This window comes from Streptomyces sp. NPDC058741 (genome assembly GCF_042746715.1).
Classification (GTDB): domain Bacteria; phylum Actinomycetota; class Actinomycetes; order Streptomycetales; family Streptomycetaceae; genus Streptomyces.
In genome coordinates this window covers 60,479-84,467 of record NZ_JBHYQH010000028.1, presented here as the reverse complement: position 1 = coordinate 84,467, position 23,989 = coordinate 60,479, and the positions used below count along the sequence as shown (strand labels likewise).

The following is a 23,989-nucleotide window of genomic DNA, read 5'->3' as shown; positions in this document are numbered from 1 at the left end:
GCGCACAGCGGCCCTCCCGTCTCCTCAGCGCGTGCCGACCGCCGCGCGCACGGCCCGCCGGGCCAACTGGCAGTCGTCGTGCAGCCGCCGCAGCAGCAGCCGCTGCTCCTCGCCGGACGGTGCCGAGACGGGGTGGGCCGGGCCCGGTGCCGTCGGGGCCGCGTCCTGCATCGAACGCTGCACGGCCGTCTCGTACGTACGGATCTCCCGGGTCAGCACCAGCATCAGGTTCACCAGGAAGGCGTCCCGGGACGCCGGGCCCGCCGACTGCGCGATCTGGCTGATCTGGCGACGGGCGACCGGCGCGTCCCCGAGCACCGACCACAGCGTCGCCAGGTCGTAGCCCGGCAGGTACCAGCCCGCGTGCTCCCAGTCCACCAGCACCGGACCGGCCGGTGACAGGAGCATGTTCGACAGCAGTGCGTCGCCGTGGCAGAACTGGCCCATCCCCTGCCGCCCGGCGGCCTGCGCGATGCCGTGCAGCAGCTTCTGGAGGTCGCCCAGGTCACGGTCGGTGAGCAGGCCCAGTTCGTGGTACCGCGAGATGCGGGCCGCGTAGTCCAGCGGGGCGTCGAACGTGCCCGCCGGCGGCCGCCAGGCGTTCAGCCGGCAGATCGCCCCGAGCGCCGCCCTGATGTCCGCCCGGGGCGGTGCCTCGACCGGGTGCCGCTGCAGTGCCGCCACCCGCCCGGGCATCCGCTCGATCACGAGGGTGCAGTTGTCCGGGTCCGCCGCGATCAGTCTCGGCGCCCGCACAGGAGGGCGGTGCCGGACGAACGAGCGGTAGGCCGCTATCTCGTGGCGGATCCGCTCGGACCAGCCGGGGGAGTGGTCCAGTAAGCACTTGGCGACGGCCGAGCTGCGGCCGGTCGTGCCGACCAGGAGCACGGACCGGCCGCTGCGGCGCAGTACCTGCACCGGGCTGAACTCCGGGCAGATGCGGTGCACGGACGCGATGGCCGCGCGCAGCTGCGCGCCCTGGGAGCCGGACAGGTCGAGTCTCCCGCTGAGCGGCTGCGTACCCAGCACCGCGCCGCGCCGGGCCCTGCCCGCGCCGAGCACGGGGGCCGCCGGCCGAGCGGGGGCGAGGTAGGGGCCGCTGTCCGCGGGACGCGGGTGCAGCGGCCGGGGCGGTGCGGACACGGAGGACGATGCTGTGTACATGGCCTGGACAGATCCCTTCGTGTGCCTGCGAGAACGGCGCACCACCCGGCCCGGAGGCCCGGGTTCACCCTGGGGAATGCCCCCGCGGCGACCGGGTCGGGGTGGCGCGTTCCTACCTGACACCGGATGGCCCGTGGCACACCATCTGGCGCACCCTGGCGGACCCTGGCGAATAGTCGCCCGGCATGTCTCCCCGGGCTAATGTCAACTCAGCCGAGAACCTGGGGGCTTGACGTGAGCGGACAACCCAACACCCGGCTCGCGGACCTGTTCGGCCTGGCCGGCTGGTCCAAGGGCGAACTCGCGAGGCTGGTCAACCGGCAGGCGGCGGCCATGGGCCATCCCCAGCTGGCGACCGACACCTCCCGGGTGCGGCGGTGGATCGACATGGGAGAGATCCCGCGCGATCCCGTGCCGCGGGTGCTGGCGGCTTTGTTCACCGAGCGTCTCGGCCGTGTCGTGACCATCGAGGACCTCGGTCTGGTCCGGCACGGGCGTGCGGGGAGACGGCAGGGCGGCGGGAGCACGGAGTGTCCCGACGGTGTGCCGTGGGCGCCCGAGCGGACCGCCGCGGTCCTCACCGAATTCACGGGAATGGACCTCATGCTCAACCGACGCGGCTTGGTGGGCGCGGGCGCCGCGCTCACCGCGGGATCAGCACTCAGCAGCGCCATGTACGACTGGCTGCACACCGACCCTGCCCTGGTTGCCGACGCTCCCGGCCACCGTCCCCTGCACGCCGACCCCGCTGGGTTCGACCGCTACGAGGCCGCCCCCGTCGGGTCGCAGGAGATCGAGGAACTGGAGCGCTCGGTCGAGGTGTTCCGCGCCTGGGACGCCGCCCGCGGCGGCGGGCTCCAGCGCAAGGCCGTGGTGGGCCAGCTCAACGAGGTGGGCGGCATGCTCGCCTACCGTCACCCACCCCATCTCCAGCGGCGCCTGTGGGGCGTCGCCGCCAACCTGGCCGTCCTCGCGGGCTGGATGTCGCACGACGTCGGCCTGGAGCCCACCGCCCAGAAGTACTTCGTCATCGCCGCGCACGCGGCCAGAGAGAGTGGGGACCGGCCCCGCGCGGGCGAGGCTCTGTCCCGTGCGGCCCGCCAGATGGTGCACCTGGGCCGACCCGACGACGCCCTGGACCTGATGAAGCTCGCCACGTCCGGTTCGGGCGACGAGGTGCTGCCCCGCACCCGGGCGATGCTGTGCACCGTCGAGGCCTGGGCACAGGCCTCCATGGGCAAGGGCCAGGCCATGCGCCGCACGCTCGGACAGGCGGAGGACCTGTTCATCTCCGACAAGGACGACGTGCCGCCGCCGGACTGGATGCAGACCTTCAAGGAGGAGGACCTCTACGGCATGCAGGCCCTGGCCTACCGCACGCTGGCCGAGTTCGAGCCGGGCGCGGCCGTGCACGCCCAGCACTACGCGGAGAAGGCGCTGGCCCTCAGGGTCGACGGCCGGCAGCGGTCGAAGATCTTCGACTACCTGTCGATGGCCTCGGCCTGCTTCATCGCCGACGACCCCGAACAGGCCGACCGCTACGCCCGCTTGGCGCTGGTGTCGATGGGCTCCAACTCCTCCCACCGCACGTGGGACCGGCTCCGCCAGATGTACCGGCTCACGGCCGAGTACTCCGGCTACCCGAGGATCCAGGAGCTGCGGGAGGAGATCAAGGTCGCCCTGCCCAAGCCGCGGGGAAAGAGCGGCGACGGCGCACCGGCCTGAGCTCCCTAGGACGTGACCCGGGCGACGAGCACGCAGGAGTGGTCCTCGCGCCCGCTCTCGCCGAACTCCTCGACGACGGTCCGTACGCAGTCCTCCGCGGTGCGGGCCCGGGCCAGGCGCGGTGCCAGGTCGAGGAGGAGGTGCGCGGCGGCCGCTCCGGTGTGCCCGGGCACCAGCCCGTCGGTGTGCAGGAGCAGCAGGTCGCCCGGTCGCAGGGTCTCTTCTGCCTGCCCGTACCCGGCGCCCGAGGTGGCGCCGAGCAGGACGCCGTCCGGTGCGTCCAGGGCGCGGCCCGTCCCGTCGCGGAACAGCAGCGGGGCGGGGTGTCCGGCCCGCGCCCACACCAGGGTGCGGGTGGCGGGCCGGTAGCGGCAGCAGACGGCGCTGCCGAGCACGGGCTGCACGGTCGCGTCCAGTAACTGGTCCAGCCAGGCCATGAGCCGGCCCGGCCGGGCGCCGGCCATCGCCATGCCGCGCACGGCGCCGAGCAGCATGGTCATGGTCGACGTGACGGCGACACCCTGCCCGGTGAGATCGCCGACGCTGAGCAGCGTCTCACCGTCGGGCAGGGGGAGCGCGTCGTACCAGTCGCCGCCGGGCACCGTCCGCGTGGACACCGGTACGCACCGGGCCGCGAGGTCGAGGGTGCCGGTGCCCCGGTGCGGCGGCCGCAACGAGCCGCGCCACGGCGGCAGGACGGCCTCCCGCAGCTCGGCCGCGAGCCGGTGCTCGGTGCGTGCCGCCTCCCGCGGGTCGTGGAGCGAGTCACGGGTCTCGCTCACCACCCGCTGGGTGCGGCGCAGTTCGCTGACGTCGCGCAGCACGGCCCACATCGAGACGGTGCCGCCGTCTGCGTCGAGCACCGGTTCGCCCGTCATGTGCACGGTGCGGACCTCGGCGCCGAGGCGGGCGATGCGGAACTCGCCGTCGACGGGCCGGGCGTCGACGAGGCAGCCGGTCACCATCGCCGTGAGCTTCGGCCGGTCCTCGTCGAGGACCAGGGACGGCAGTTCGTCGAGGGTGAGCGGGGCGGCGGCGGGGTCGTGGCCCAGGATCTGGAACAGTTCGCCGGACCAACTGGCCTCGTCCGTCAGCAGGTTCCACTCGGCGCTGCCGACCCGGCTGAGCAGGGGGCCCTGCGGCAGCGGGGCGGGCTCCGGGCCCGCGGCGGTGGGCAGGGGGCCGTCGCGCAGCTGGGCCAGGTGCTGGTCGAGGTCGTTGAGCTGGTGCAGGGCGAGATCGTACAGGGCGCGCTGCCAGCGACCCCGGGCGTGGTCCTCTCCGCCGTCCTCGGCGTCGCGGCGGATCGCGTCCACCTCGCCCTTCAGCCGCCGCGTCTGCGTGATGAGCGCGTCGACCGAGCCGCGTCCTGGCGGCTGGGCGGCGGGGCGGCCCGCGGAGAGGGGGGACGGCATGACGCACTCCGATGCGGGGACGATTCGACCGGGGCGGACGGAGGGACCGCTACGACTGTCGCACAGCCCGCGACGCCCCGTAAGGGATTCGGCGCCACACGATACGGTGGTGTTTCTGGCGTATGCCACCGTCTCCCGGGTTACTCCGAGGTAGGGGGCAACGTCCTCACTCGCGCGTTCAAGTCGTAGCGTACACAGGGCAGTTGACGATCCGTAGGCCGCTCGTGAACAGGCCCCGTCAGGAGTTCGACGAGCCCTGTGTTCGAGCCGGGCTCAGTACCGCAGCACCCCGGCGATGCCGTCCGCGTCACCGAGGGTGCCGTCCGGGACGAAACGGACCTCGGCCCCGGTCCCCAGGCACTGCTCGACGATCTCGTCCACGATGTCCGCGCGGGAGTCGAGGTCGCCCCCGGCGGCGAGGATCAGATGGCCGCCGGTGTCGCTCACCGTCACGCGGTAGTTCTCCTCGACGGCCAGCAGCCGGACACGGCCGTCCCGGGCGCTCTGCCACAGCTCGTCCACCCCGGCGGCGAACTCCCGCCGCCCCCGGGCCGTCTCGAGGGCGCGGGCCACGGCGTCGGTGCTCCTGCGGGCCTCCGCCTTCCTCACCGGGCGCATCGCCTGCCGGACGGCTTCGGCCGTGCCGTGCGCCAGGCCGCCGTGCGGGACCTGCGTCGCCTCCCCCGTGGCGCCGCCGACCTCCTCCAGCAGGGAGAGGGCGGCCGGTTCGCCGGTGACGTACAGCCGCCGCGGGTCGTCGCGCAGGACGGCGCCCATCGCCGTGTCGGTCTCGCGCATGAACCGGCGGGTGCCTTCCTCCCGGAAGGCGCTCGCCACGTCGCCGACCCGCTGCTGCCGCTCCGGGTCGAAGTTCTCCACCCGCCGGGTCAGCGGGAAGCCTCCGAGGCGGGCCTCGGTGACGCGGTCCGCGACGCCGTCCCACAGGGTCGCGCGGTCGGCGGCGAGCGACAGCACCCAGAACGGCCGCTCCGCCGTGTGCGCGGAGACGAGGTTGCGGGTGAGGAAGGTGTCCGAGAGGACCACGCGTTCGGGCACGGGTCTGGCCAGCGACCACACCTGGTGCTCACCCGGGGCCGCGAAGATCGCGAGCCCGTCCTCGGCGTACGTCAGATCGACCTCCGCCAGAGCCTGGTCGAGGTGCCGGGCGACCTCGGCGCGCCGCTCCCGGGTGACCGCCGGATCCGCCCGCAGCCGGCGTTTGGCCTCGGCCACCGCGTTGCGCAGCCGGACCGGGTCCTGGGCGTTGTAGGGCTCGCGCCGGTGTGTCGGCGTCAGCACGGAGACCGCGGGGTAGGGGCGCGGGCGTCGCAGCTCGGCGAGGGTCGCGGGACTCAGAACGTGCTCCATGACAGCACGATAGAACCGATTCGCCTTCCGGGCATTCGGGGCGACGGGTGCACGCTCGACCCGGCCGGTGGCACGGGCCCGGGCCTGGTCACTCGCTGTCGTGGTCGGACCCGCAGGAGCTGCCGTCCGGCGGGAGGGTGCCGTAGAGCAGGAAGGCGTCGACCTTGGCGTGCACGCACTTTGAGGAGCCGTAGCCGGTGTGTCCCTCGCCCCGGTTGTCGAGGACCACGGCCGAGGATCCGAGCCGCTCGGCCGTCTCGACCGTCCAGCGGTACGGCGTCGCCGGGTCGCCCCGGGTCCCGACGAGCAGCATCTTCGGCGTGTCGAGGTCCTTGACCTCGTCGCGTATGTAGCCGGTGCCCTTGGGGCGGCCGTAGCACATCAGCACCTGGGTGAGCCGGTACCGGCCGAACACCGGCGACGCCTGCTCGTAACGGGCGCGCAGCCGGCCGAGCTCCTCGGTGATCCGCGCGGCGGCGGGGCGGTCTGGATCGTCGGCGCAGTTCACCGCCATCAGCGCCGCCGGCGGGTTGTCCAGGGGTACGTCCCCCGGGTCGGTGAGCCCGCGGTGGGCGTCGCGTCGGGACGGCAGGGTGAAGCCGCCGTACAGGAACGCCTCGAGCCCGCTCGTGTCGCCGGATTCCAGCAACTGGGCGACCGCCCGCTGCAGCGAGGGCCACAGCTTCCTGCTGTAGAGGCCCTGCGCGAGCGCGCCGGCGAAGTCCTGGCCGGAGAAGGCCTCGCCGAAGTCCGTCGGTAACGGGTCCTCGTCCAGCGACTCGACGACCTCGACGGCGTGCTCCCTGGCCTGCCTGGGGTCCCGGCCGAACGGGCAGGCGATGTCCTCGGTGCACCAGGTGAGGAAGTGCTCCAGCGCGGTCTGCTGCCCCCGCGCGCTCACCACGCCCTGCTCGGTCAGCGGCTCGGTCAGCGTGTCGACGCCGTCCAGCACCATCCGGCCCACCTTGTCCGGGTACTGGGCCGCGTACACCGCGCCGAGCCGGCTGCCGTAGGAGAAACCCAGGTAGTTGAGCTTGTCGTCGCCGAGCGCGTCGCGGATGACGTCCAGGTCGCGGGAGGCGTTCACCGTGCCGATGTGGGGCAGGACCGGGCCGGAGTGCTCGGCGCATTCGGCCGCCGCGTCGCGCAGGGTCTTCAGCACGGCCTGCGGGTCGGTCACGTCGCCGTCGGTCGCCTCCAGCGCATCCTCGGAGGCGTCGCCGCAGCTGACCGGCGAGGACCGGCCGACGCCACGGGGGTCGAAGGAGACCACGTCGTAGCCGTTCGTCAGGCCCATGAAGTCCTTGCCGCCCAGGGCGAGCTGGTTCACGCCCTGACCGCCCGGGCCGCCGAAGTTCAGCAGGACCGAGCCCCGTGACGTGCCCGTGGCCCGGTAGCGGGCGACGGCGAGGTCGAGGGTGCCCTTGCGGGGGTCGGAGTAGTCGAGCGGGACGGTGACCTTGCCGCACTTCAGGTCCTTCGGCATCTCCGGGCCCGGGCAGGCGGACCAGGAGACCTTCTGGCCGTAGAACCGCGACAGGCCGGGAGGTGGGTCGTCGGCGGCCGGCAGCGCTGTGCCCACCAGGGCCAGCCCGGCCGCGCCGGCGACCGCACAGCGCCGGACCGAGGGGCGCGTGGACAGCGTGGCCAGCATGGATGCCTCCAAGGACGCCCCACGGCGCCCTCGCCCACGATAAGCGGGGCCCGGAAGCCGCGCCTCCGGGAAGCCGCGCCTCCGGGAAGCGGCGGGGCCGGACGACGCGCTGGGGCTTGCGGCGCCGCGCGGCCGTACGGGGGGTTCCACCGCCAGTTCGAGAGCGGCGCCCCGGGACACGGCCCTCATATCGCTTCCGCCACCCCCGCAGCAGCACCATCCCCGAGTCGCCGTAGTCCGGCAGGGTGGGGTCCGCGTCGATGTGGGTGACATCCAGCTCCCGGCTGAGCGGTCCGAAGACCTCGCCGACCGTGCCGGGATCGACCGGGCAGCCCGGCCAGCGTGAGGCCGGTCCGATGCGGTAGGCCGCCATGTTCTCCATGAACGCGGCGACCAGAAGGCCGCCGGGGGCGACCGCGCGGACGAAGGCGCGGCAGAGGCCGGCGAAGGATCACCAGCAGGAACAGCATGCCGGAGAACGCCGCGATCACGGCGGCGTCCCGGGTCTGGCCGCTCAGGCCCTCGTAGAGCAGGATCCCCGGTGCGATGAGCGTCGCACCGGTGCGGACGACCGACGTAGACGATGCGCCCCAGGCCGACCCAGGCGTGCGCGGCCGCGCACACGGGGCAGTGCTCGCCGGAGGCCACCCGGTTGCGGTCCTCACCCACGACCGTGCCGTCCCCGCCCACCGGGACCGACCCGAACGGCTCGTCCCCGGCGGTGAGTGCCTCGGCCGCGAGCTCCACGCAGCGGCGCAGATGGGGCAGTTCCGTGTCCTTGACGACCATGGTGCGCGCTCCCTGTCGTGACGGCGTGACCAGGGGGACCCCAAGGCCCCCGCGGGCAAGGCGAAAACCCGCTGCCCCGCCGGCGGGCGGAGGCTGAGGTACGCCCGTGGATTCACCGGCCGGCGGCGGACGCGGACACCGTCGTCGCCGCCGTGGCGCCGGCCGGCGACGAGCCCGTCGGCGCGGCCCGGGGCCACAGGTACCTCCAGGTCGCCGCCTCCGGCCGGAGCCGCCCCCTCCTGGAACGCCGGGACCTGCTCGCGCCGACCTCGACGACGCCGTACGCGGACACGCCGTAGCGCGGTGCCGGGCGCCGGCCTGCTGCATCCCGGACCGCCCGATCCGTCGCGGGGTCATGACGACCGCGCCGCGTCCGGTGCGGGGACGGGACGGAAACGGCCGGTCCGGGGAGGGACCGGCCTGAGGTGTCTCCGGCGGGGAGGCTACGCCCTGGGGGTGGCCTTCGCCGCCGTGCCGGCGCACACCAGCCCGAGGATCACGGCCAGTGCGCCGATGACGATGTTGTTCCAGATCACGCCGGCGTCCGGGCTGTCGCCGACGATCCACGGCGCGATGATCAGCCACACCCCGACGGCGCACATGGCCCAGCTCAGGCCGTACATGCGTTCCGGAGCCCGAGTGAACCCGAGCGCCAGCAGGCCGATCGCGATGCCCATGATCAGGTTGTGCGTCACCAGCGCCGGCTGACTGGTCGTGTAGTGAACGATCCACGGGGAGGCGGCGCAGTACAGACCGAGCAGGAACACCGGTCCGTCCACGAGCGCCACCTCACGGCCACCGAGCATGCGGGCGTACCGAGCCCTCATTTCGGAGGCATCGGGATGGCTGGTTATGTCACCTCGGGTGGGCGAGACGTTGGCCATGACTCGTCTCCTTCGTCTGGCAGGGCGACCGCTTCTGGTGGGGTATGCGGTATGTGCCACTTAACCTCTATTCTGCTCTTATTTTTCCTTTATGTGTAGAGGTCGAGGGCGCGGCGCACCAGTGGGTACATGTCCGGGTGGATCGGGGGCATCCGGATGTGTACGACGGAGGCCGAACGTCGCCGCCCCGGTGGGCGGCGCAGGACAGGGGAGGGCAGCGGACGTGTCTGTGGCCATCGGTGCGAAGGTGTTGGAGCGGTTTCCCGCGGGTTCCCCGCGCGGTTCGTGGCCTGCGGAGGAGTACGCGGCGCGTCGCCGCGCCGAGGGAGAGCCCGCCACGGTGGTGATGGACCTGGAGACGGACGCGTTCCTCGTGGTGGTTCCGGAGGACGACGGGGCCTGACGCCCGGACGGGCCCGTCCCGGGACCGGTGCCGTCCGGTCAGCCGGACGCCAGGGTCCCGAGGTGCGAGCGGCGTGACTGAGGCGTCTGGCCCTGCACCAGCAGGAACAGTCCCTCGCGCGCCAGCCGCTGCGCGTCGCTGTCCAGCGCCGTGGAGCGACCGCCGCCCGCCACGATCGCGGCGGTCGTCGCCGCGCGCAGCACGTCGAACGCCCGCGCCCGGACCGCCAGCCGCTCCGGTACGCAGGCGTGCGGCTGCGGGTGGTCGGCCAGCGCGTAGGCCTCCCATCGGACCTCGTCGAGCCGGGCCCGCAGCACGGCGGCGGTCTCCGCGCCGTCCCGGGACCGGGCGGCCAGGTCCAGCGCCGCGCCCGCCACCCCGAACACGGCAGGGGTGGTGTGGGCCGCCCTCGGCAGGTCGACCCGGGCGAACTCCTCGCGCGGCGTGCGCAGCACGACGGAGTCCTCCGGCACCCACAGGCCGTCCAGCTCCAGCGAGACCGTGCGGGCGGCGGTGAGGGCCGCGAGCCGCATCGGCGCCGACGGGGTCAGCCCCGGCTGTTCCCGGGCCTCGGTGACGAACACCACCTCGTCCCGGTCCGTCGTGCCGGCCAGCAGCATCACGTCGTTCAGGCCCAGCCCGTGTAGCAGGGCACCGTGCCGCCGAACGACCAGCCGCCCCGCTCGGGCACGGCCCGCACGGGGACCCGGGGGAAGGCGCGCAGGTGCGCGTACGCGATGCCGGCCATCAGCTCGCCGGTCGCGAGGGGACGCAGCAGTCTCTCCCGGACCGGTGACGCGCAGCCGGCGATCATCCCGACCGGGGTGTGGTGCTGCGTCTGCACGAACCAGGTGGAGCAGCACGCCCCGGCCAGGATCGCCGCGGTCTTGCGCGCCACGAGACCGGCGGTCTGGTCCACGTCGTGGAGCAGAACACCGCCAACTACCCGCACTACTGCGACGGGAGCCGGCCCTACGGCTGCCCGGCCGGCCAGGCCGCCTACTACGGGCGCGGCCCGATCCAGCTGAGCTGGAACTTCACCTACAAGGCCGCGGGCGACGCGCTGGGCGTCGACCTGCTCAACAACCCCTGGCTGGTGCAGAACGACTCGGCCGTCGCCTGGAAGACGGCCCTGTGGTACTGGAACACCCGGACCGGCCCGGGCTCGATGACCCCGCACAACGCCATGGTCGACGGCGCCGGTTTCGGCCAGACCATCCGCAGCATCAACGGCTCCCTGGAGTGCGACGGCAAGAACCGGCGCAGGTCCAGAGCCGCGTGACCGCCTACCGGCGCTTCACCCAGATCCTCGGTACGTCGCCCGGCGGCAACCTGTACTGCTGACGACGGCCTCCCGGGCGTGGTGTCATGCGAGATGTCATGCCCCTGACTAGTTGGAGAAAGGGCATCCCCCATGCGCCCACGCGCCCCCCACGCCCTGCTCGCGGCGGCCACCGCGCTGGCCGCCGCGCTCATGGCCCCCCAGCCCGCCGCTGCCGCCGTCCCGGCTTCGGGCACCTACTACGTCCAGAGCGCGGCGCCCGGACTCAACGCGGCCGACAGCCGCGGCGCCGTCGAGCAGCACCGACCGCGCGGCGACGAGGACCGCCAGCAGTGGCGGCTGAAGCCGGACGGGTCCGCCTCCCTCCTGGAGAACACCGACGCGCCCGGCAGCTGCCTCGGCCGCAGCGGCGACCAGGCCGCGACCGTCGCCTGCGCGAGCGCCGACGCAGCCTGGGAGATCACCGCGTCGGGCACCGACCTGTTCACCCTGCGCGTTCCGGGGACCACGCGCCACCTCACGGTGGCCCCCAAGCCGCCAGGCGCGAACCACCCCGCCCGGCTCGTCCTCGGCGGCCCGGGGGACCTCGCCGCCTGGTACCTCACCCCGGTCGAACCGGCCACCGCCCCCCTGCCCCCGCAGGACCGGCGCACCCTGGACCAGGTCACCTTCCTCACCACGCACAACGCCTACGCCAACGGCGTCGACGGCGGCTTCGCCCCGCCCTTCGTCAACCTGGTCCCCAACCAGACCCGCGGGATCGAGCGCCAACTCGCCGACGGCGTGCGCGGATTCATGCTGGACGTCCATCAGACACCCGACGGCGCGATCCTCTGCCACAACAGCTGCACCCTCGTCAGCAGGCCGGTCGCCCTCTGGGTCGACCTCCAGCGCATCGTCGACTTCCTCGAGGCCCACCCGGACCAGTTCGTCACGGTCTTCCTGGAGGACCACGTCGACCCGGGCGTCCTGCGCGCCGAACTCGCCCGCGTCGACGGCCTGCCGGACGTGCTGTACCGGCCCGACCGCACCGGCGTCCGGCAGTACGGCTGGCCGGCGATGGCCGAACTGATCGCCGCGAACGACCGGCTGCTGCTCTTCACCGACCACAGCCGCTCGGCCGATCAGGCAGCCGGCCTGACGCGGGACGGCTTCGGCGTCATGTACCAGCGCGAATGGACCGTCGAGAACTACTGGTCCATGGGTGCGGGTGTCGGCACCTCCGACTGGTCCTGCTACAGCCGCTGGTACGGCCCGGACGTCAACATCCCGCTGACCCGCACCGAACCTGGCTTCCGCCCGCTGTTCGTCATGAACCACTTCCGCGACGTCCCCTTCACCGGCACGGCCACCACGGACAACAGCAAACTCGCCGACCGGGCGCGGCGGTTCTGCCAGCCCGCCGCCCGCAAGAAGCCCACCTTCCTCGCCGTCGACCACTACGACCGCGGCGACCCGGCCGCCGCCGCGGCCGCTCTCAACGCCTACACGTATCCGTAGAACGCCCCCTCGGTCCGCGCGACGTGTGCCGTTCTGCGCCGCGGCCGGCGGGGTGTGGGGGCGCGGGGTGCCGCCGCCGTCCACGACGGCGGCGTGCGCGCCGTGGCCCGGGCCCACGGCGCGAGCCCCGCCCGCCCATCCGCATCGCCCGGACCCGCACCAGGGTCCTCGCGCGCTTGCCGACCCCGCCCACCTCACCGGGAACGCCGGGGCGGGCGCGATCCGCTTCACCGGCGAGGACCTGGATCGGCTCGGCGGGAGCGTCTAGGTGGCGCCGGCCTCGGTGACGTCCCCGCTCTGCTCGTCCCCCCGCGCCGATGCCGCGGGCCCGGTCAGGTACTCCAGGACATTGGTGAGATGCAGGGTGCGCTCCAGGAACTCGGGCCGGTTGTCCAGGTGCAGGGCCATGCCCGCGGCGCTGGTGTGACGATGGATCATCAGCAGGGCCGACAGGCCGGAGGAGTCGATCCAGGCCAGTTCGCCGAAGTCCAGACGCACTTCGCGCAGTACCGCACCCTGGGACAGGTGGGGGAGCACGATGTCGAGGAGTTCGCCGGAGGTGTCGTAGTCGAGCTCGCCCACCACCCGCACGGTCAGTGCGGGCGGCGCGAGGTCGACGGCGACGGTGAACTGGGGCGAGGGCGGGTTCGTCATGCGGGGGTCTCGGAGCCGGGGAGGGGAAGGGAGGAGGAACGGCCGTCGAGGACGGTGGTGCCCTCACGGATCAGGGCGAGGGCGCGGGGGAAGTCGTGCAACTGCCCGGCCAGGAGATCCAGGCCGGCGTTCAGTGACCGGGCCGGCACCTGCCGCGCCTCGAGGATGTCGGCGGTCCACAGCAGGAACGAGGTGAGCAGCTCGGCGTCGTCGACGTACAGGGCCGTCGCGAGGAACGCCACGATGTGGGAGATGTCCTCGGCGGTGCGGTCACGCTGCTCGACCGAGTAGGCGCGCATGGCCGGGAAGCGGTCCTCCAGGTCGGCCATGGTCTGCCGGACCAGGGGGACGCGGTTCTGGACGACCCACGTGTACTCCTGGTCGGCCAGGTGCGGGAGGTCGTCCACGGCCTGGCGCAGCATCGCCGGGGCGGGCCGGGGGAGTCCCGCTTCGAGCGCGCCGGCCGCGCGTCGCGCGTCGCCGGCCCACCGGTCGGCGCCCAGGGCGCGGGCGTAGCGCCCGTCCGGGCCGAAGGCGCGACCGCCGGCCATCACGGGCGTCCCGATGGCCTGGCACGCGGTGATGGCGCTGTGGGCGGCGGGCAGGTGGGTGGGGATCGAGCTGGACAGCAGCACCGCGTCGGGATTGGTGCGGTGCAGGTGCGCGATCAGGTGCGGGGTGGGGGTCTGCGCCCCGAGGTAGTCCACCTGCCAGCCGCGCAGCCGCAGCGTCTCGGCGACGAGGCGGGCCGGGAAGGCGTGCCATTCACCGTCGATGCAGGCGACCGTCACCCGGCCCCGTCGCGGGGAGCGTCCGGCGCCGTCGCGGTCGCGATGGGCCAGGGCGGCGACGGCGCGTTCGTTGATGGCGGTGGCCGCGTGCTCCTGGGCGACGGTGATGCGGTCGGCGGCCCACTCGGCGCCGATCCTCTCCTGCACGGGCGCGATCACGTCCAGCAGGAGCGATTCCTCGTCCAGCTCCTGCGCCGGTGCCGAGGACAGGACGTCGACGGCGGCGTCCTCGTCGCCCTGGGCCACGGCGTGCCACAACCGGTTCTGCAGTGTCACTGACATCGCGGGATCGTTCACCTGTCCTTCCTGTCGTTCCCTCGACGCCCGTTGACCACCGACAGCCCGCCCGTCTTGGGGGCGCTGACGGCGACGACGGCCATGTCGTCGTGCCGGCCCGAGCCGAGCCACTGGGCGGCCAGCATCTGCACCCGCTCCACGACCGCCTCGGCGGGCAGCCCGGCGCACTCGGCCAGCACCCGCTTCAGACGGTCCTCGCCGAACAGTTCGTCGCCGAGCGGACCGCCGCGCGCCTCGGTGATGCCGTCGGTGTAGAGCAGGCAGGTGTCGCCCTGCTCCAGCACCGTCTCCGCGGACGTCGCGGTGACGACCGGCAGGGCACCGATCAGCGTGCCCCGGGAGCTGATCTCCTCCACCCGGCCGTCGCTGCGGACCACGAGTGGCGGCAGGTGGCCCGCGCTGGTCAGCCGCAGGTGCGCCCGGCCCCCGCGGCGGCGCACCGAGGCGAGGACCAGGGTGGCGAAGCGGGTGTGGTGGGAGCTGAGCAGGGCGCCGTTGAGCAGGTCGAGCACGCGCTGGTGGTCGTCGGCCAGGGGGAGGAGGGCGTGCAGGGTGTTGCGGATCTTGCCCGTCAGCACGGCGGCGTCCAGGCCCTTGCCCGCCACGTCGCCCAGGACCACCAGCGTCTCCTGCGAGGGATCGGAGCCGGGGTGGACGTCGTAGAAGTCACCGCCGACCCGTTCGTGGTCCTTGGCGGCCCGGTAGCTGCCGGCGTACTGCACGCCGTGCACCCGCTGCAGGGCGGGCGGCAGCAGTTCGTGCATCAGGGTGGCGGTGATGGCGGCCTGCTCGGTGTACAGGCGGGCCGCCGAGAGGGCGGCACCGGCCCGGGCGGCGAAGAGGCGGGCGAAGATCTCCTCGCCCTCGGTGAACGCCTGCTCGGTGCTGGACCGCAGCAGGATGAGGGCGCCGGCGGGTACGCCGTGCCCGGGCAGCGGAGTGACGATCACCGAACCGACCGCTCCGGTGAAGCCGTCGGGGATCGCCCAGTCGGGAAGGAGGGAGGGATCGATCCAGCGCGCCGGCACCGGCGGGAACCCCTGCAGGGCCTCGGGCAGTCCGGGCACGCTGTGCGTGTCGATCTGCCGCGTCACCTGGACGACGGGTCCGCCCTGCGGAGCGTAGGTCAGCGGGTGGCGGCGGCCCTGCGCCGGAGCGACGAGGACGGCGGCTTCCGCCAGATGCTGCGCGGCCATCGACGCGGCGACCTCCATGCAGCGGGGCACGTTCAGCGTCGACAGCAGCGACGAGGACGCCTCGGAGAGGATCTCGGAACGCGCGTGTGCGCTGCGCACGGCCTCCTCGGCCAGGTGGCGGTCGGTGTCGTCCACCAGCCACCACACCACGTCCCCGTCGGCCGCCGCCCTGGGATGCGCCAGCACGAACCGGTCGTTGATGGATCCGCTCAGGGGACCGGCACCGCGGCTGCCGGGCACCTCGGTGATGCTGCGGTGCGCGTCCGACAGCCAGGCCGGCACGGACTCGCGCAGCCGGTCACCGCTCACCGCGCCGGGCAGCAGGGTCCGGGCGGCCTCGTTCAGCTGGACCAGGGAGCCGTGCCGGTCGACGACCAGCACGGGATAGGGGGCTTCACCCCACGAGCTGCCGACCTTGGTGTCGGCGCTGCGTGAGCGGGCGGACGTACGGCGCGAAGCGGTCACAAGCGGAGGCACGCATCGTGCGCACCCCACCACCTTCCTGTCGGGAGAAATCTGTGCAGACGGCAACGGTCCCGCATCCACGTCAGCTATGCAACCCACCCGGGAAAGGGGCATATATGCCTCGGATTCTCGTCACAGGCCACTTCGGGCGGCAGGACGACACACCGGCAGGTCGGAATGTTCGGTATCTCCGTTTGTGCGCCACAGGGGAAATGTCGCCCGATCGCGTCACGCGGGGCCGGTCGGGCGGTGATGCGTCACATCTGGTGGCGTCATGGAGGTTCTACGTATAACCTCTCCGGTCAACCCCGCTCCGAGAGGCCCCGATGAGACGTATCGCACTGGTCACCCTCGTCGTCGACGACTACGACGAGGCGATCCGCTTCTGCACCGAGGCCCTCGGATTCCGGCTCGCCGAGGACGTGCCCCGGCCCGACGGGTCCCGCTGGGTCGTCGTCGAACCCGGCGCCGCGGGGACCGGTACCGGCCTGCTGCTGGCCCGAGCCGAGGGGGAGGGTCGGGCCGCCCGGGTCGCTGACCAGACCGGCGGGCGGGTCGGCTTCTTCCTGCACACGGACGACTTCGCCCGCGACCACGCCCGGATGACCGCCGCGGGCGTGACCTTCCTGGAGGAGCCGCGGCACGAGCCGTACGGCACCGTCGCCGTCTTCCAGGACCTGTACGGCAACCGCTGGGACCTGCTCCAGCCCGCCGGCTGACCCCACCTCCTTCCTTCGCACCGCCCGCACGACGAAAGACCCCGACATGACTGCTACGCGCGTAGACGCCGAAGTGATCCACCGCCTCCCGAAGGCCGTCCTGCACGACCACCTCGACGGCGGCCTGCGTCCCGCCACCGTCGTCGAGCTCGCCGGCGCGGTCGGCCACGCGCTGCCCACCACCGACCCGGACGAGCTCGCCGCCTGGTACTACGAGGCCGCCAACTCCGGCGACCTGGTGCGCTACATAGCCACCTTCGAGCACACCCTCGCCGTGATGCAGAACCGCGAGGGCCTGCTGCGCACCGCCGAGGAGTACGTCCTGGACCTCGCCGCCGACGGCGTCGTCTACGGCGAGGTGCGCTACGCGCCCGAGCTGATGCTGAAGGGCGGCCTGACCCTGGCCGAGGTCGTGGAGACCGTCCAGGAGGGCCTCGCCTCGGGCATGGCCAAGGCGGCCGCCGCGGGCACGCCGGTGCGCGTCGGCACCCTGCTGTGCGGGATGCGGATGTTCGACCGGGTGCGCGAGGCCGCCGACCTGGCCGTGGCCTTCCGGGACGCCGGGGTCGTCGGCTTCGACATCGCCGGCGCCGAGGACGGCTTCCCGCCCGCCGACCACCTCGCGGCCTTCGAGCACCTGCGCCGCGAGAACGTGCCGTTCACCATCCACGCCGGGGAGGCCCACGGCCTGCCCAGCATCCACCAGGCGCTCCAGGTGTGCGGGGCCCAGCGCATCGGGCACGGCGTGCGCATCACGGACGACATCCCCGATCTCACGGCCGGCAAGCTGGGCCGCCTGGCCGGCTGGGTGCGCGACCGGCGGATCGCCCTCGAGATGTGCCCGACCTCCAACCTGCAGACCGGCGCCGCCGCCTCGATCGCCGAGCACCCCATCACCGCGCTGAAGGACCTGGGCTTCCGCGTCACGCTCAACACCGACAACCGGCTGGTGTCCGGCACGACCATGACCCGTGAGATGTCGCTGCTGGCCGAGGAGGCGGGCTGGACCCTCGAGGACCTGCGCACGGTCACGGTGAACGCCGTCAAGAGCGCGTTCCTCCCGTTCGACGAGCGGAACGCCCTCATCCGCGACGTGGTCCTGCCCGGCTACGCCGCCGAACTCGGAAGCAGCCCCCGGACGTAGGCGGCCTGTCCGACGTGCTGCAGATCGTCGGACAGGACGCTGACCAGCCGCACGCCCAGGGTGACCGGCGGGTCCCAGCGCTCGTCGACCACGCGCTCCAGGTCCTCGGCGGCCAAGCCGTGCAGGGCCGTGAGGCTCTGTTCGTGGACGGCGTCGTAGTAGCCGGTCAACAGGTCCCCGGAGTCGACCCGGACCCTGGCGACCTCGGCGGGGCTGTGGCCGTAGCCCGTGTCGTGGCGGGGCAGTCCCAGTCCGAAGCGCTTCTCCCAGTCCTGGGCGAGCCAGACCTGGTCGAGGCCGAAGGCGTCGGCGACGTGGTCGTCCTGGACGCGGGTGAGGTGCCAGACCAGCCAGGCGATGGAGTTGGTGCCGGGGGAGGGGCGGGCGGCCAGTTCGTCGGGTCCGAGACCCTCGACGGTGGCGTGGACTTCTTCCCGGATGCGGTCGTAGCCGTCGATGAGGATGTCCTTCGCATGCATGGCTCCACCATGGCCCATCGCCGCGTCCCCCGCGTCCCCGTCTCAGTCCCCGGCGGTCTCCAGCAGCGCCATCAGCGCCCGGGCCGCCGGGCTGGTGGCCTGCGGGGGCGGCAGCAGGACCACCGTGTCGTAGACCGCCTCCCCGGTGCCCTTCACCGGCAGCGCGGTGAGCGAGGCCCGCTTGTGCGCGAAGTGCCGGGGCACGACGGCCACGCCCAGGTTCTCGTCGACCAGGTCGAGCAGGGTGTGCACGTCGTTCACCTCCAGGGCCACCGTCCGCCGTACACCCGCGGTGGCGAACACGGTGTCCGTGGTGCGGCGCGGCCCCCAGTCCGGATGGAAGTCGACGAACACCTCCCCGCCCAGCTCCTGAGGCGTGACCGCCGCCCCCGCGGCGGCGAGCCGGTGGCCGGCGTGGCACAGCAGCGTCATCGGCTCGCTGGTCAGCGGCACCGACCGCAGCTGCTCGCCGTCGTCCCGCGTCCGCACGGCGAACGCCATGTCGAGCCGCCCGGCCGCCACGTCCTCCGCGAGCGCGCCCGACCCCGCCTGGCGCAGGCAGATCTCCACGTCCGGATGCCGGTGCCGGAAGGCGGCGAGCAGCCCCGGCAGGTGCACCCCGGCGATGCACTGCTCGCTGCCGAGCCTGAGCATGCCCCGCAGCACCCCCTGCACCGCCGCCACCGCCTCGTGGGCCGCGCGCACCTGCGCCAGGATCCGCTCCGCCTCGCCGAGCAGCGCCCGCCCGGCCGGAGTGAGCGTCACCCGGCGGGTGGTCCGCACGAACAGCGGCGTCTGCAGCTCCCGCTCCAGCGCCCGGATGGAGGCCGACAGCCCCGACTGGGACACCAGGAGCCGCTCCGCCGCCCGGGTGAAGTGCCGGTCCTCGGCGACCGCGACGAAGTGCTGCAGGTGACGCAGTTCCACGACTGAGAAGCGTAGCCGCTGAATTCCATCGGATTCCTCTGTTGGACGGATGCGAGCAGGTCACGCGAGAGTGGGCAGCGGTTGTTTCCCGACCGTGCCCACCCCTTCAGGAGACGCGTTGTACACCGCACACCCCGACCGCTACGCGGGCATGCCCTACCGGCGCACCGGACGCAGCGGCCTGAAGCTCCCCGCGCTCTCGCTCGGTCTCTGGCACAACTTCGGCCCGGACCGGCCCGTCGAGACCCAGCGCGCCATCCTGCGCCGCGCCTTCGACCTCGGCGTGACCCACTTCGACCTCGCCAACAACTACGGCCCGCCGCCCGGCGCCGCCGAGTCGGCCTTCGGCGAGTTCCTCAAGGCCGACTTCGCCCCGTACCGCGACGAGCTGGTCGTCTCCACCAAGGCCGGCTACCTGATGTGGCCCGGCCCGTACGGTGAGTGGGGCTCGCGCAAGTACCTGCTGTCCTCGCTGGACCGGAGCCTGCAGCGGATGGGTCTGGACTACGTCGACATCTTCTACTCCCACCGCCCCGACCCGGACACCCCGCTCGAGGAGACGATGGGAGCCCTGCACTCGGCGGTGCAGCAGGGCAAGGCACTGTACGTCGGCGTCTCCAACTACTCCGCGGAGCAGACCCGCGAGGCCGCCCGCATCCTCGGCGAGCTGGGCACCCCGCTCCTCATCCACCAGCCGCGCTACTCGATGCTGGACCGCCGTCCCGAGGACGAGGGCCTGCTGGACGCCCTCGACGAGCTCCAGGTCGGCTCCATCGTCTTCTCCCCGCTGGAGCAGGGGCTGCTCTCCAACCGCTACCTCGACGGCATCCCGGAGGGCTCGCGGGCCGCGAGCGACAGCCCGTTCCTGCGGTCCGACGCCGTCACCGAGGAGCTGGCGGCCCGGCTGCGCGACCTGAACGACATCGCCAGGACGCGCGGCCAGACCCTGGCCCAGATGGCGCTCGCCTGGGTGCTGCGCGGCGGCCGGGTCACCTCCGCGCTGGTCGGAGCGAGCAGCCCGCAGCAGGTCGAGGACAGCGTCGGGGCGATCGGCAACCTCGACTTCGACGCGGACGAGCTGGCCCGGATCGACGCGATCGTCCGGCAGTAGCCGCGGTCGGCGCGCCCGGGGCGGACCGCCCCGGGCACACCCCCCGGCGCGAGCGGTCAGCAGCCGATCCGCTCCTCCAGCCGCACGGTCACCGTGTCGCCCTCCTGCTTGCCGACGGCCCTGCGGATGTCCGCCTTCACGGGCAGCTTGTGCGTCCCGTCGCCGAGGGCCATGAACGAGCTGCGGAACGGATGCCCGTCGATCGTGCCGCGGACCTTGACCAGGCCGCGGGTGCCGAAGAACTCGGTGGAACGGGGCCAGACCAGATAGGTCCAGCCGCCCTCGGAGGGGCTCCTGCGCAGGACGGCGGTGAACTCCGCGTCCAGTGCTCCTGTCGTGGCCATGGTGTCCTCCGGCTCGTGGTGGTCTGTCGCAGGAGAGACCGGCGGCCACCGCAGAACTCATCGCCCCGGTGCGGCCTTTCGGCCAACCCGGGCCGTGAATATGCCAGGAGAGTGGCCGGAAAGTCATGGTGACAGCGTTTCGGCAGTGAACATACTGGCCTGCGAGAGCGTTTTCACATTCGGCGACGGTGCCCTCACGCACAGCACGCGAGCCACGGGAAACGCGGGTCCGGGCAGGCGCGCAGGGCAGCGGGGGAGGGGCACGTGCACGACGAGTTTCTGTGCCATGTCACGGCGTACGGGGTCTGCGACGGCCGTCGTATCGGAGTACCCCTCGGCACCTACCGGGCACCCACCCTCGCCCTGGCCCTGTGGTGGCTGCGCGACCGGGCCTCCTGGATCGCCCAGCGCCTCGACCCCCGGCCGGAGGTCGAGCACTTGCCGCCGGGCTCGCTCGTGCCGGTCGCCGACACCGTGCCCGACGTGCCCATGCTGCTGCGCGCCTGGTGCGCCGACCCCGCCCGCCAGGAGCGGGTGGCCGAGGAACTGGCGGCCGGACGGCTGGTGCGCATCGCCACCAGCGACGACACCACCGAGTACGAGCTGCTCGCCGAGTCCGTGGACGCCCTGCGCATGCAGCGCGCCGCCCCCGTGCTGGGAGTGCCCGTCGCCTGACCTGCGGCCGGGCCCGCGCACAGAGGCGCACAACAGGGCACATCGGTAGGATCTTCGCCATGGCGCAGCCGTCGGTGGCACCAGAACTCGTCCTGGGGACCGACACCGGCGCCACCGTGATGATCCCGGGCCGCGACTACCACGTGGGACGCGACCCGCTGAGCGGCATCGTCATCGACGACGACCGGGTGTCCCGGCACCACGCGGTGCTGCGGCCCGAGGACGGCCACTGGGGCCTCGCGAAGGCCAACGGCACCTACGCCGACGGCCACCGCATCCACGAGCCGGGACGTCGGGCCCGGGGGATCGGGCGCGGCGGCATGGCCGTGGTCCACAAGGCCCGCGACCTGCGGCTCGACCGTACCGTCGCCCTGAAACTGCTCGCCCGGGAGCTCGCCCGCAACGACACCTTCCGTCGGCGCTTCACCCACGAGCCGCGGGCCGCGGCCGCGATCGGCCACCCGCACATCGTGCCGGTCCTCGAGGCCGGTGAGACGGACGGCGCGCTGTACATCGTCATGCGGTACGTCGCCGGCGGCGACACGTGCGGGGGAGGGTCCGATGTCGCCCGCCACCGCCGTCCGCGTCGCCGCGCGGGTCGCCTCCGCGCTCGACGCCGCCCACGAGCACGGGCTGGTGCCCCGGGACGTCAAGCCCGGCAACATCCTGGTGCCCGGCGGCACGGACAGCGACCACCCCGAGCACGTCTACCCGACCGGCTTCGGCCTGACGGAGAGGTCGCTTTCGATGACCGGTTTCACCACCGTCGGCCAGATCACCGGCACCCTCGACTACGTCGCCCCCGAGCAGATCTCGGGCAAGCCGGTCGGCGCACGCTGCGACGTCTACGGCTTGGGCTGCGTCGTCCACGAGGCCCTGGCCGGGCACCCGCCCTTCGTCCGGGACGACGACGTGGCCCTGCTGTGGGCGCACCAGTAAGACGAGCCGCCGCCGCTGACCGAGAGCGTGCCCGACGTCCCCGCGGCGGCCGGCGCCGTCCTCGCCAAGGCCCTCGCCAAGAACCCCGACGACCGCTACCCGTCCTGCTTCGCCTTCGTGGCCGCGCTGCGGGCCGCGACGACCGGCGGCGCGGCCGGAACCGCACGCGGGCAGACGCGGACGGACCGGCGGCAGCCGGTCGGGGAGCGGCCCGTGAAACCGCCACCGCGTTGGGCCGAACCCGTGGTCGTGGAGCGAATGCAGCGCCCGGCTCAGCCCGCGCTGCCGGCGCGCACCTCGCCGCGCCGCCGTACATGCCCGGCCGCCAGTGCCCCGGCGAACCCCGTCACCAGCCCCCAGAGCACGGCCAGCCCGACCGCGCCCCACAGCCGGGGTCTCAGGAACAGCTCGCCCGCCAGACCGCCGCCCAGGTCGCCGATGCCGAGCACGGACAGTCCGTAGTGCGCGGAGATGCGCCCCAGAAGGCAGATCACGAAAACCGTCAGCGCCAGTGCGACGGCCATCTGCACCGCGTGCTGCCAGGCCCGCATCCGGGCCGGGGACCGGGCCGCCATCACGAACGCGGCGCCCACCAGCAGCACGACGTCGACGACCAGCAGCCACCACACCCGGCCGTCCTGCTCGGACAGCGTCCGCAGGTTCAGCTCGGAGATGTCCGGCGTGCGCAGCACCTCGTCGAGCACATGCGGCACGGGCAGCCCGAACGGACCCTCCACCCTGCCGGTCCAGGTGGCGCCCATGCCGATGGTCATCGCCAGCCACACCAGGTTGGGCAGGCCGAGCAGGATCACGGCGAACGTCTCCCGGGCGTGCCCCTTGACCGCCGAGACGACCAACGCGACGACCAGGCCGATGACGACGCAGGCGAGCAGCAGCGAGACCATCGCGTACGCGGCCGGCCGCACCGACTCCTGGAAGCGCAGCAGCCCGCCCGGCAGCGGCGCCCCCCGCGAGACCAGCGGGGCCAGTACCAGGACACCGGCCAGCCACACCACGCCGACGAACACGGACAGCGGAACGTCCGTCGTGAAGCCGATCCGGGGCGACACGCCGAACAGATCGCCGAGCTCGGCCAGAGCGTCGTCGCGGAGCGAGATGTCGAACGTGTGGCGGGCGGCGAGCGTCAGGCCGATCAGCGCGAGCAGCCACAGGGCCGCCACCCGGGCGGCCCAGCCGGCCAGCTCCGCGGTACCGGCGACCGCGCGGTGCCGCAACGGCCGCAGGAAGGCCCAGGCGATCACCAGCGCCCCGGTGAGCGTGACCGACAGGGGGATCACCGTCAGGCCGGCCTGCGTCTCGGCGAGCTCCCCGGCGCTCCCCGACAGCTCCACCGTGCCGCCGACGGCGGTGACCAGGGTGGCCGCGACGACCGGGGCGAAGCCGCCGTCCGGAAGGTCCGCGGCCCCGGCCGCCCACAGTCCGAGGGTGGCCACCACTCCCATCGCGAGCAGCCCGCCCAGCACCGTGACGAGGGCCTGCGCCCAGCCGTGCCGGGCGGTGGACCGCTCGCCGTCGGCCCGTGCCCGGCCGGAGGGGGTGCGCGCACTCACGCTGCCACGCTAAGCGGCACCCGCCGCCGGACGCCCGCCGGACGGGTCCGTCCGCGTCGGCTTGCGGGCCGCGCGCCGTCCGAGCACACCATGAGCTCACAGCGCAAAAAGCGGGCCTACCGGGGCGTTGGGCTCGGAGGTGTGGAAGCCGCGCAGAACCACGAGGGAAGAAGAGCTCGTGAGCGTCGAAGCGCCGTCGTCCGGCCGTCCCACAGGACCTCCGCCGGGCGCGCTGTCGGGTCCCTGCCAGCCCCCGCCGGGAGGCGGAGGCCCGCCCTCCGAGCCGCCGACGGGGGCGGCCCGTCGCCGGAGCCCCGCCGCCCCTGGTGGGGATCCGTCCCCCGGGTCGCGATCGCCGCGGCCGCCGTCGTGGTCGCCGTGGTCCTCGCCGTCGTGCCCTCCCGGCCCGACGGCGGTGGCACGGGCGCCTCGGACGGCGGGACCGGCACCTCGAGCGGTGCCGGACGGCGAGTGGTTCGAGCGCCATGAGGGC

20 protein-coding genes and 4 pseudogenes are annotated in these 23,989 nt (G+C 73.4%); 11 read left to right on the top strand and 13 right to left on the bottom strand.

Annotation, left to right across the window (positions count from 1 at the left end; genetic code table 11):
• Positions 1–24: 24 nt before the first annotated feature.
• Complete coding sequence (locus ACFW6P_RS22070) at positions 25–1,164, bottom strand: aminoglycoside phosphotransferase family protein (RefSeq protein WP_386359820.1); 1,140 nt, start codon at positions 1,162–1,164, stop codon at positions 25–27.
• A 234-nt stretch (positions 1,165–1,398) separates the two neighbouring features.
• Here ACFW6P_RS22070 and ACFW6P_RS22065 point away from each other — a divergent pair, with 234 nt between their 5' ends.
• Entirely contained in the window at positions 1,399–2,889 is a 1,491-nt protein-coding gene (locus ACFW6P_RS22065; RefSeq protein WP_386359822.1) for a hypothetical protein, read from the top strand.
• Between the two features lie 5 nt (positions 2,890–2,894).
• Here the strand turns inward: ACFW6P_RS22065 and ACFW6P_RS22060 are convergent, their stop codons facing one another.
• The 3 genes from ACFW6P_RS22060 to ACFW6P_RS22050 all read right to left on the bottom strand — a co-directional run bounded on the left by ACFW6P_RS22060 (position 2,895) and on the right by ACFW6P_RS22050 (position 7,326).
• On the bottom strand, positions 2,895–4,304 hold the full coding sequence (locus ACFW6P_RS22060) for a PP2C family protein-serine/threonine phosphatase (RefSeq protein WP_386359823.1): 1,410 nt from the start codon (positions 4,302–4,304) through the stop codon (positions 2,895–2,897).
• A gap of 273 nt (positions 4,305–4,577) precedes the next feature.
• A complete protein-coding gene (locus tag ACFW6P_RS22055; RefSeq protein ID WP_386359825.1) occupies positions 4,578–5,672 on the bottom strand; it encodes a chemotaxis protein in 1,095 nt (364 codons plus the stop codon).
• Positions 5,673–5,760: 88 nt separating this feature from the next.
• Entirely contained in the window at positions 5,761–7,326 is a 1,566-nt protein-coding gene (locus ACFW6P_RS22050) for an alpha/beta fold hydrolase (RefSeq protein ID WP_386359827.1), read from the bottom strand.
• A gap of 941 nt (positions 7,327–8,267) precedes the next feature.
• Here ACFW6P_RS22050 and ACFW6P_RS22045 point away from each other — a divergent pair.
• The gene (locus tag ACFW6P_RS22045; RefSeq protein ID WP_386359829.1) at positions 8,268–8,414 is read left to right on the top strand and encodes a hypothetical protein; all 147 of its coding nucleotides are present in this window, start codon (positions 8,268–8,270) and stop codon (positions 8,412–8,414) included.
• A 144-nt stretch (positions 8,415–8,558) separates the two neighbouring features.
• On the opposite strand, the gene ACFW6P_RS22040 is transcribed toward ACFW6P_RS22045, so the two are convergent.
• Positions 8,559–8,999, bottom strand: coding sequence for an SPW repeat protein (locus ACFW6P_RS22040; protein WP_386359830.1), 441 nt, complete (start codon positions 8,997–8,999; stop codon positions 8,559–8,561).
• 223 nt (positions 9,000–9,222) lie between these two features.
• Between ACFW6P_RS22040 and ACFW6P_RS22035 the strand changes: the two genes are divergently transcribed.
• On the top strand, positions 9,223–9,402 hold the full coding sequence (locus tag ACFW6P_RS22035) for a hypothetical protein (RefSeq protein ID WP_386359832.1): 180 nt from the start codon (positions 9,223–9,225) through the stop codon (positions 9,400–9,402).
• Positions 9,403–9,440: 38 nt separating this feature from the next.
• On the opposite strand, the pseudogene ACFW6P_RS22030 reads toward ACFW6P_RS22035, so the two are convergent.
• A pseudogene (locus ACFW6P_RS22030) lies at positions 9,441–10,396 on the bottom strand (acyl-CoA dehydrogenase).
• Here ACFW6P_RS22030 and ACFW6P_RS22025 point away from each other — a divergent pair.
• Both ACFW6P_RS22025 and ACFW6P_RS22020 read left to right on the top strand, forming a co-directional pair.
• Positions 10,298–10,746: pseudogene (locus ACFW6P_RS22025) on the top strand (chitinase); the annotation flags it as partial. The pseudogenes ACFW6P_RS22030 and ACFW6P_RS22025 overlap by 99 nt on opposite strands.
• Before the next feature lie 70 nt (positions 10,747–10,816).
• Entirely contained in the window at positions 10,817–12,184 is a 1,368-nt protein-coding gene (locus ACFW6P_RS22020; RefSeq protein WP_386424399.1) for a phospholipase, read from the top strand.
• 264 nt (positions 12,185–12,448) lie between these two features.
• Here the strand turns inward: ACFW6P_RS22020 and ACFW6P_RS22015 are convergent, their stop codons facing one another.
• From ACFW6P_RS22015 to ACFW6P_RS22005, 3 genes are read right to left on the bottom strand one after another with little or no spacing between them, the layout of a single operon-like run.
• Positions 12,449–12,838, bottom strand: coding sequence for an STAS domain-containing protein (locus ACFW6P_RS22015; protein WP_386356891.1), 390 nt, complete (start codon positions 12,836–12,838; stop codon positions 12,449–12,451).
• Entirely contained in the window at positions 12,835–13,911 is a 1,077-nt protein-coding gene (locus ACFW6P_RS22010) for a B12-binding domain-containing protein (RefSeq protein WP_386356888.1), read from the bottom strand. Before ACFW6P_RS22010 ends, ACFW6P_RS22015 begins: the two co-directional genes overlap by 4 nt.
• Before the next feature lie 11 nt (positions 13,912–13,922).
• Positions 13,923–15,587 (bottom strand): PP2C family protein-serine/threonine phosphatase, encoded by a 1,665-nt coding sequence (locus ACFW6P_RS22005; protein ID WP_386356885.1) that lies wholly within the window; start codon positions 15,585–15,587, stop codon positions 13,923–13,925.
• A gap of 326 nt (positions 15,588–15,913) precedes the next feature.
• Here ACFW6P_RS22005 and ACFW6P_RS22000 point away from each other — a divergent pair, with 326 nt between their 5' ends.
• Together ACFW6P_RS22000 and ACFW6P_RS21995 are read left to right on the top strand one after the other, a co-directional pair.
• Complete coding sequence (locus ACFW6P_RS22000) at positions 15,914–16,306, top strand: VOC family protein (protein ID WP_386356882.1); 393 nt, start codon at positions 15,914–15,916, stop codon at positions 16,304–16,306.
• Between the two features lie 46 nt (positions 16,307–16,352).
• Entirely contained in the window at positions 16,353–17,450 is a 1,098-nt protein-coding gene (locus ACFW6P_RS21995) for an adenosine deaminase (protein WP_386356879.1), read from the top strand.
• On the opposite strand, the gene ACFW6P_RS21990 is transcribed toward ACFW6P_RS21995, so the two are convergent.
• Together ACFW6P_RS21990 and ACFW6P_RS21985 are read right to left on the bottom strand one after the other, a co-directional pair.
• A complete protein-coding gene (locus ACFW6P_RS21990) occupies positions 17,414–17,929 on the bottom strand; it encodes a DUF664 domain-containing protein (RefSeq protein WP_386356876.1) in 516 nt (171 codons plus the stop codon). The two genes, ACFW6P_RS21995 and ACFW6P_RS21990, sit on opposite strands and share 37 nt — an antisense overlap.
• A gap of 42 nt (positions 17,930–17,971) precedes the next feature.
• Positions 17,972–18,856 (bottom strand): LysR family transcriptional regulator, encoded by an 885-nt coding sequence (locus tag ACFW6P_RS21985; protein ID WP_386356873.1) that lies wholly within the window; start codon positions 18,854–18,856, stop codon positions 17,972–17,974.
• A gap of 118 nt (positions 18,857–18,974) precedes the next feature.
• Here ACFW6P_RS21985 and mgrA point away from each other — a divergent pair, with 118 nt between their 5' ends.
• Positions 18,975–19,967, top strand: a complete 993-nt coding sequence (mgrA, locus tag ACFW6P_RS21980) for an L-glyceraldehyde 3-phosphate reductase (protein WP_386356870.1) — start codon at positions 18,975–18,977, stop codon at positions 19,965–19,967.
• Positions 19,968–20,023: 56 nt separating this feature from the next.
• Here the strand turns inward: mgrA and ACFW6P_RS21975 are convergent, their stop codons facing one another.
• Positions 20,024–20,311, bottom strand: a complete 288-nt coding sequence (locus ACFW6P_RS21975; protein WP_386356867.1) for a DUF1905 domain-containing protein — start codon at positions 20,309–20,311, stop codon at positions 20,024–20,026.
• A 264-nt stretch (positions 20,312–20,575) separates the two neighbouring features.
• On the opposite strand from ACFW6P_RS21975, the gene ACFW6P_RS21970 reads away from it, so the two are divergent.
• From ACFW6P_RS21970 to ACFW6P_RS21960, 3 genes and pseudogenes are all read left to right on the top strand, one after another.
• A complete protein-coding gene (locus tag ACFW6P_RS21970) occupies positions 20,576–20,986 on the top strand; it encodes a hypothetical protein (protein ID WP_386356864.1) in 411 nt (136 codons plus the stop codon).
• A gap of 59 nt (positions 20,987–21,045) precedes the next feature.
• Positions 21,046–21,213 (top strand): annotated as a pseudogene (locus ACFW6P_RS21965) (FHA domain-containing protein); the annotation flags it as partial.
• Positions 21,214–21,261: 48 nt separating this feature from the next.
• A pseudogene (locus ACFW6P_RS21960) lies at positions 21,262–22,180 on the top strand (serine/threonine-protein kinase); the annotation flags it as partial.
• 17 nt (positions 22,181–22,197) lie between these two features.
• Here the strand turns inward: ACFW6P_RS21960 and ACFW6P_RS21955 are convergent.
• On the bottom strand, positions 22,198–23,496 hold the full coding sequence (locus tag ACFW6P_RS21955) for a streptophobe family protein (RefSeq protein WP_386356862.1): 1,299 nt from the start codon (positions 23,494–23,496) through the stop codon (positions 22,198–22,200).
• Between the last annotated feature and the right edge of the window lie 493 nt (positions 23,497–23,989).

Coding starts and splice junctions, on each gene's coding strand:
- ACFW6P_RS22070 (WP_386359820.1), bottom strand. CDS start 1,164: ATGTACACAGCATCGTCCTCCGTGTCCGCACCGCCCCGGCCGCTGCAC.
- ACFW6P_RS22060 (WP_386359823.1), bottom strand. CDS start 4,304: ATGCCGTCCCCCCTCTCCGCGGGCCGCCCCGCCGCCCAGCCGCCAGGA.
- ACFW6P_RS22055 (WP_386359825.1), bottom strand. CDS start 5,672: ATGGAGCACGTTCTGAGTCCCGCGACCCTCGCCGAGCTGCGACGCCCG.
- ACFW6P_RS22050 (WP_386359827.1), bottom strand. CDS start 7,326: ATGCTGGCCACGCTGTCCACGCGCCCCTCGGTCCGGCGCTGTGCGGTC.
- ACFW6P_RS22040 (WP_386359830.1), bottom strand. CDS start 8,999: ATGGCCAACGTCTCGCCCACCCGAGGTGACATAACCAGCCATCCCGAT.
- ACFW6P_RS22020 (WP_386424399.1), top strand. CDS start 10,817: ATGCGCCCACGCGCCCCCCACGCCCTGCTCGCGGCGGCCACCGCGCTG.
- ACFW6P_RS22015 (WP_386356891.1), bottom strand. CDS start 12,838: ATGACGAACCCGCCCTCGCCCCAGTTCACCGTCGCCGTCGACCTCGCG.
- ACFW6P_RS22010 (WP_386356888.1), bottom strand. CDS start 13,911: ATGTCAGTGACACTGCAGAACCGGTTGTGGCACGCCGTGGCCCAGGGC.
- ACFW6P_RS22000 (WP_386356882.1), top strand. CDS start 15,914: ATGAGACGTATCGCACTGGTCACCCTCGTCGTCGACGACTACGACGAG.
- ACFW6P_RS21995 (WP_386356879.1), top strand. CDS start 16,353: ATGACTGCTACGCGCGTAGACGCCGAAGTGATCCACCGCCTCCCGAAG.
- ACFW6P_RS21990 (WP_386356876.1), bottom strand. CDS start 17,929: ATGCATGCGAAGGACATCCTCATCGACGGCTACGACCGCATCCGGGAA.
- ACFW6P_RS21975 (WP_386356867.1), bottom strand. CDS start 20,311: ATGGCCACGACAGGAGCACTGGACGCGGAGTTCACCGCCGTCCTGCGC.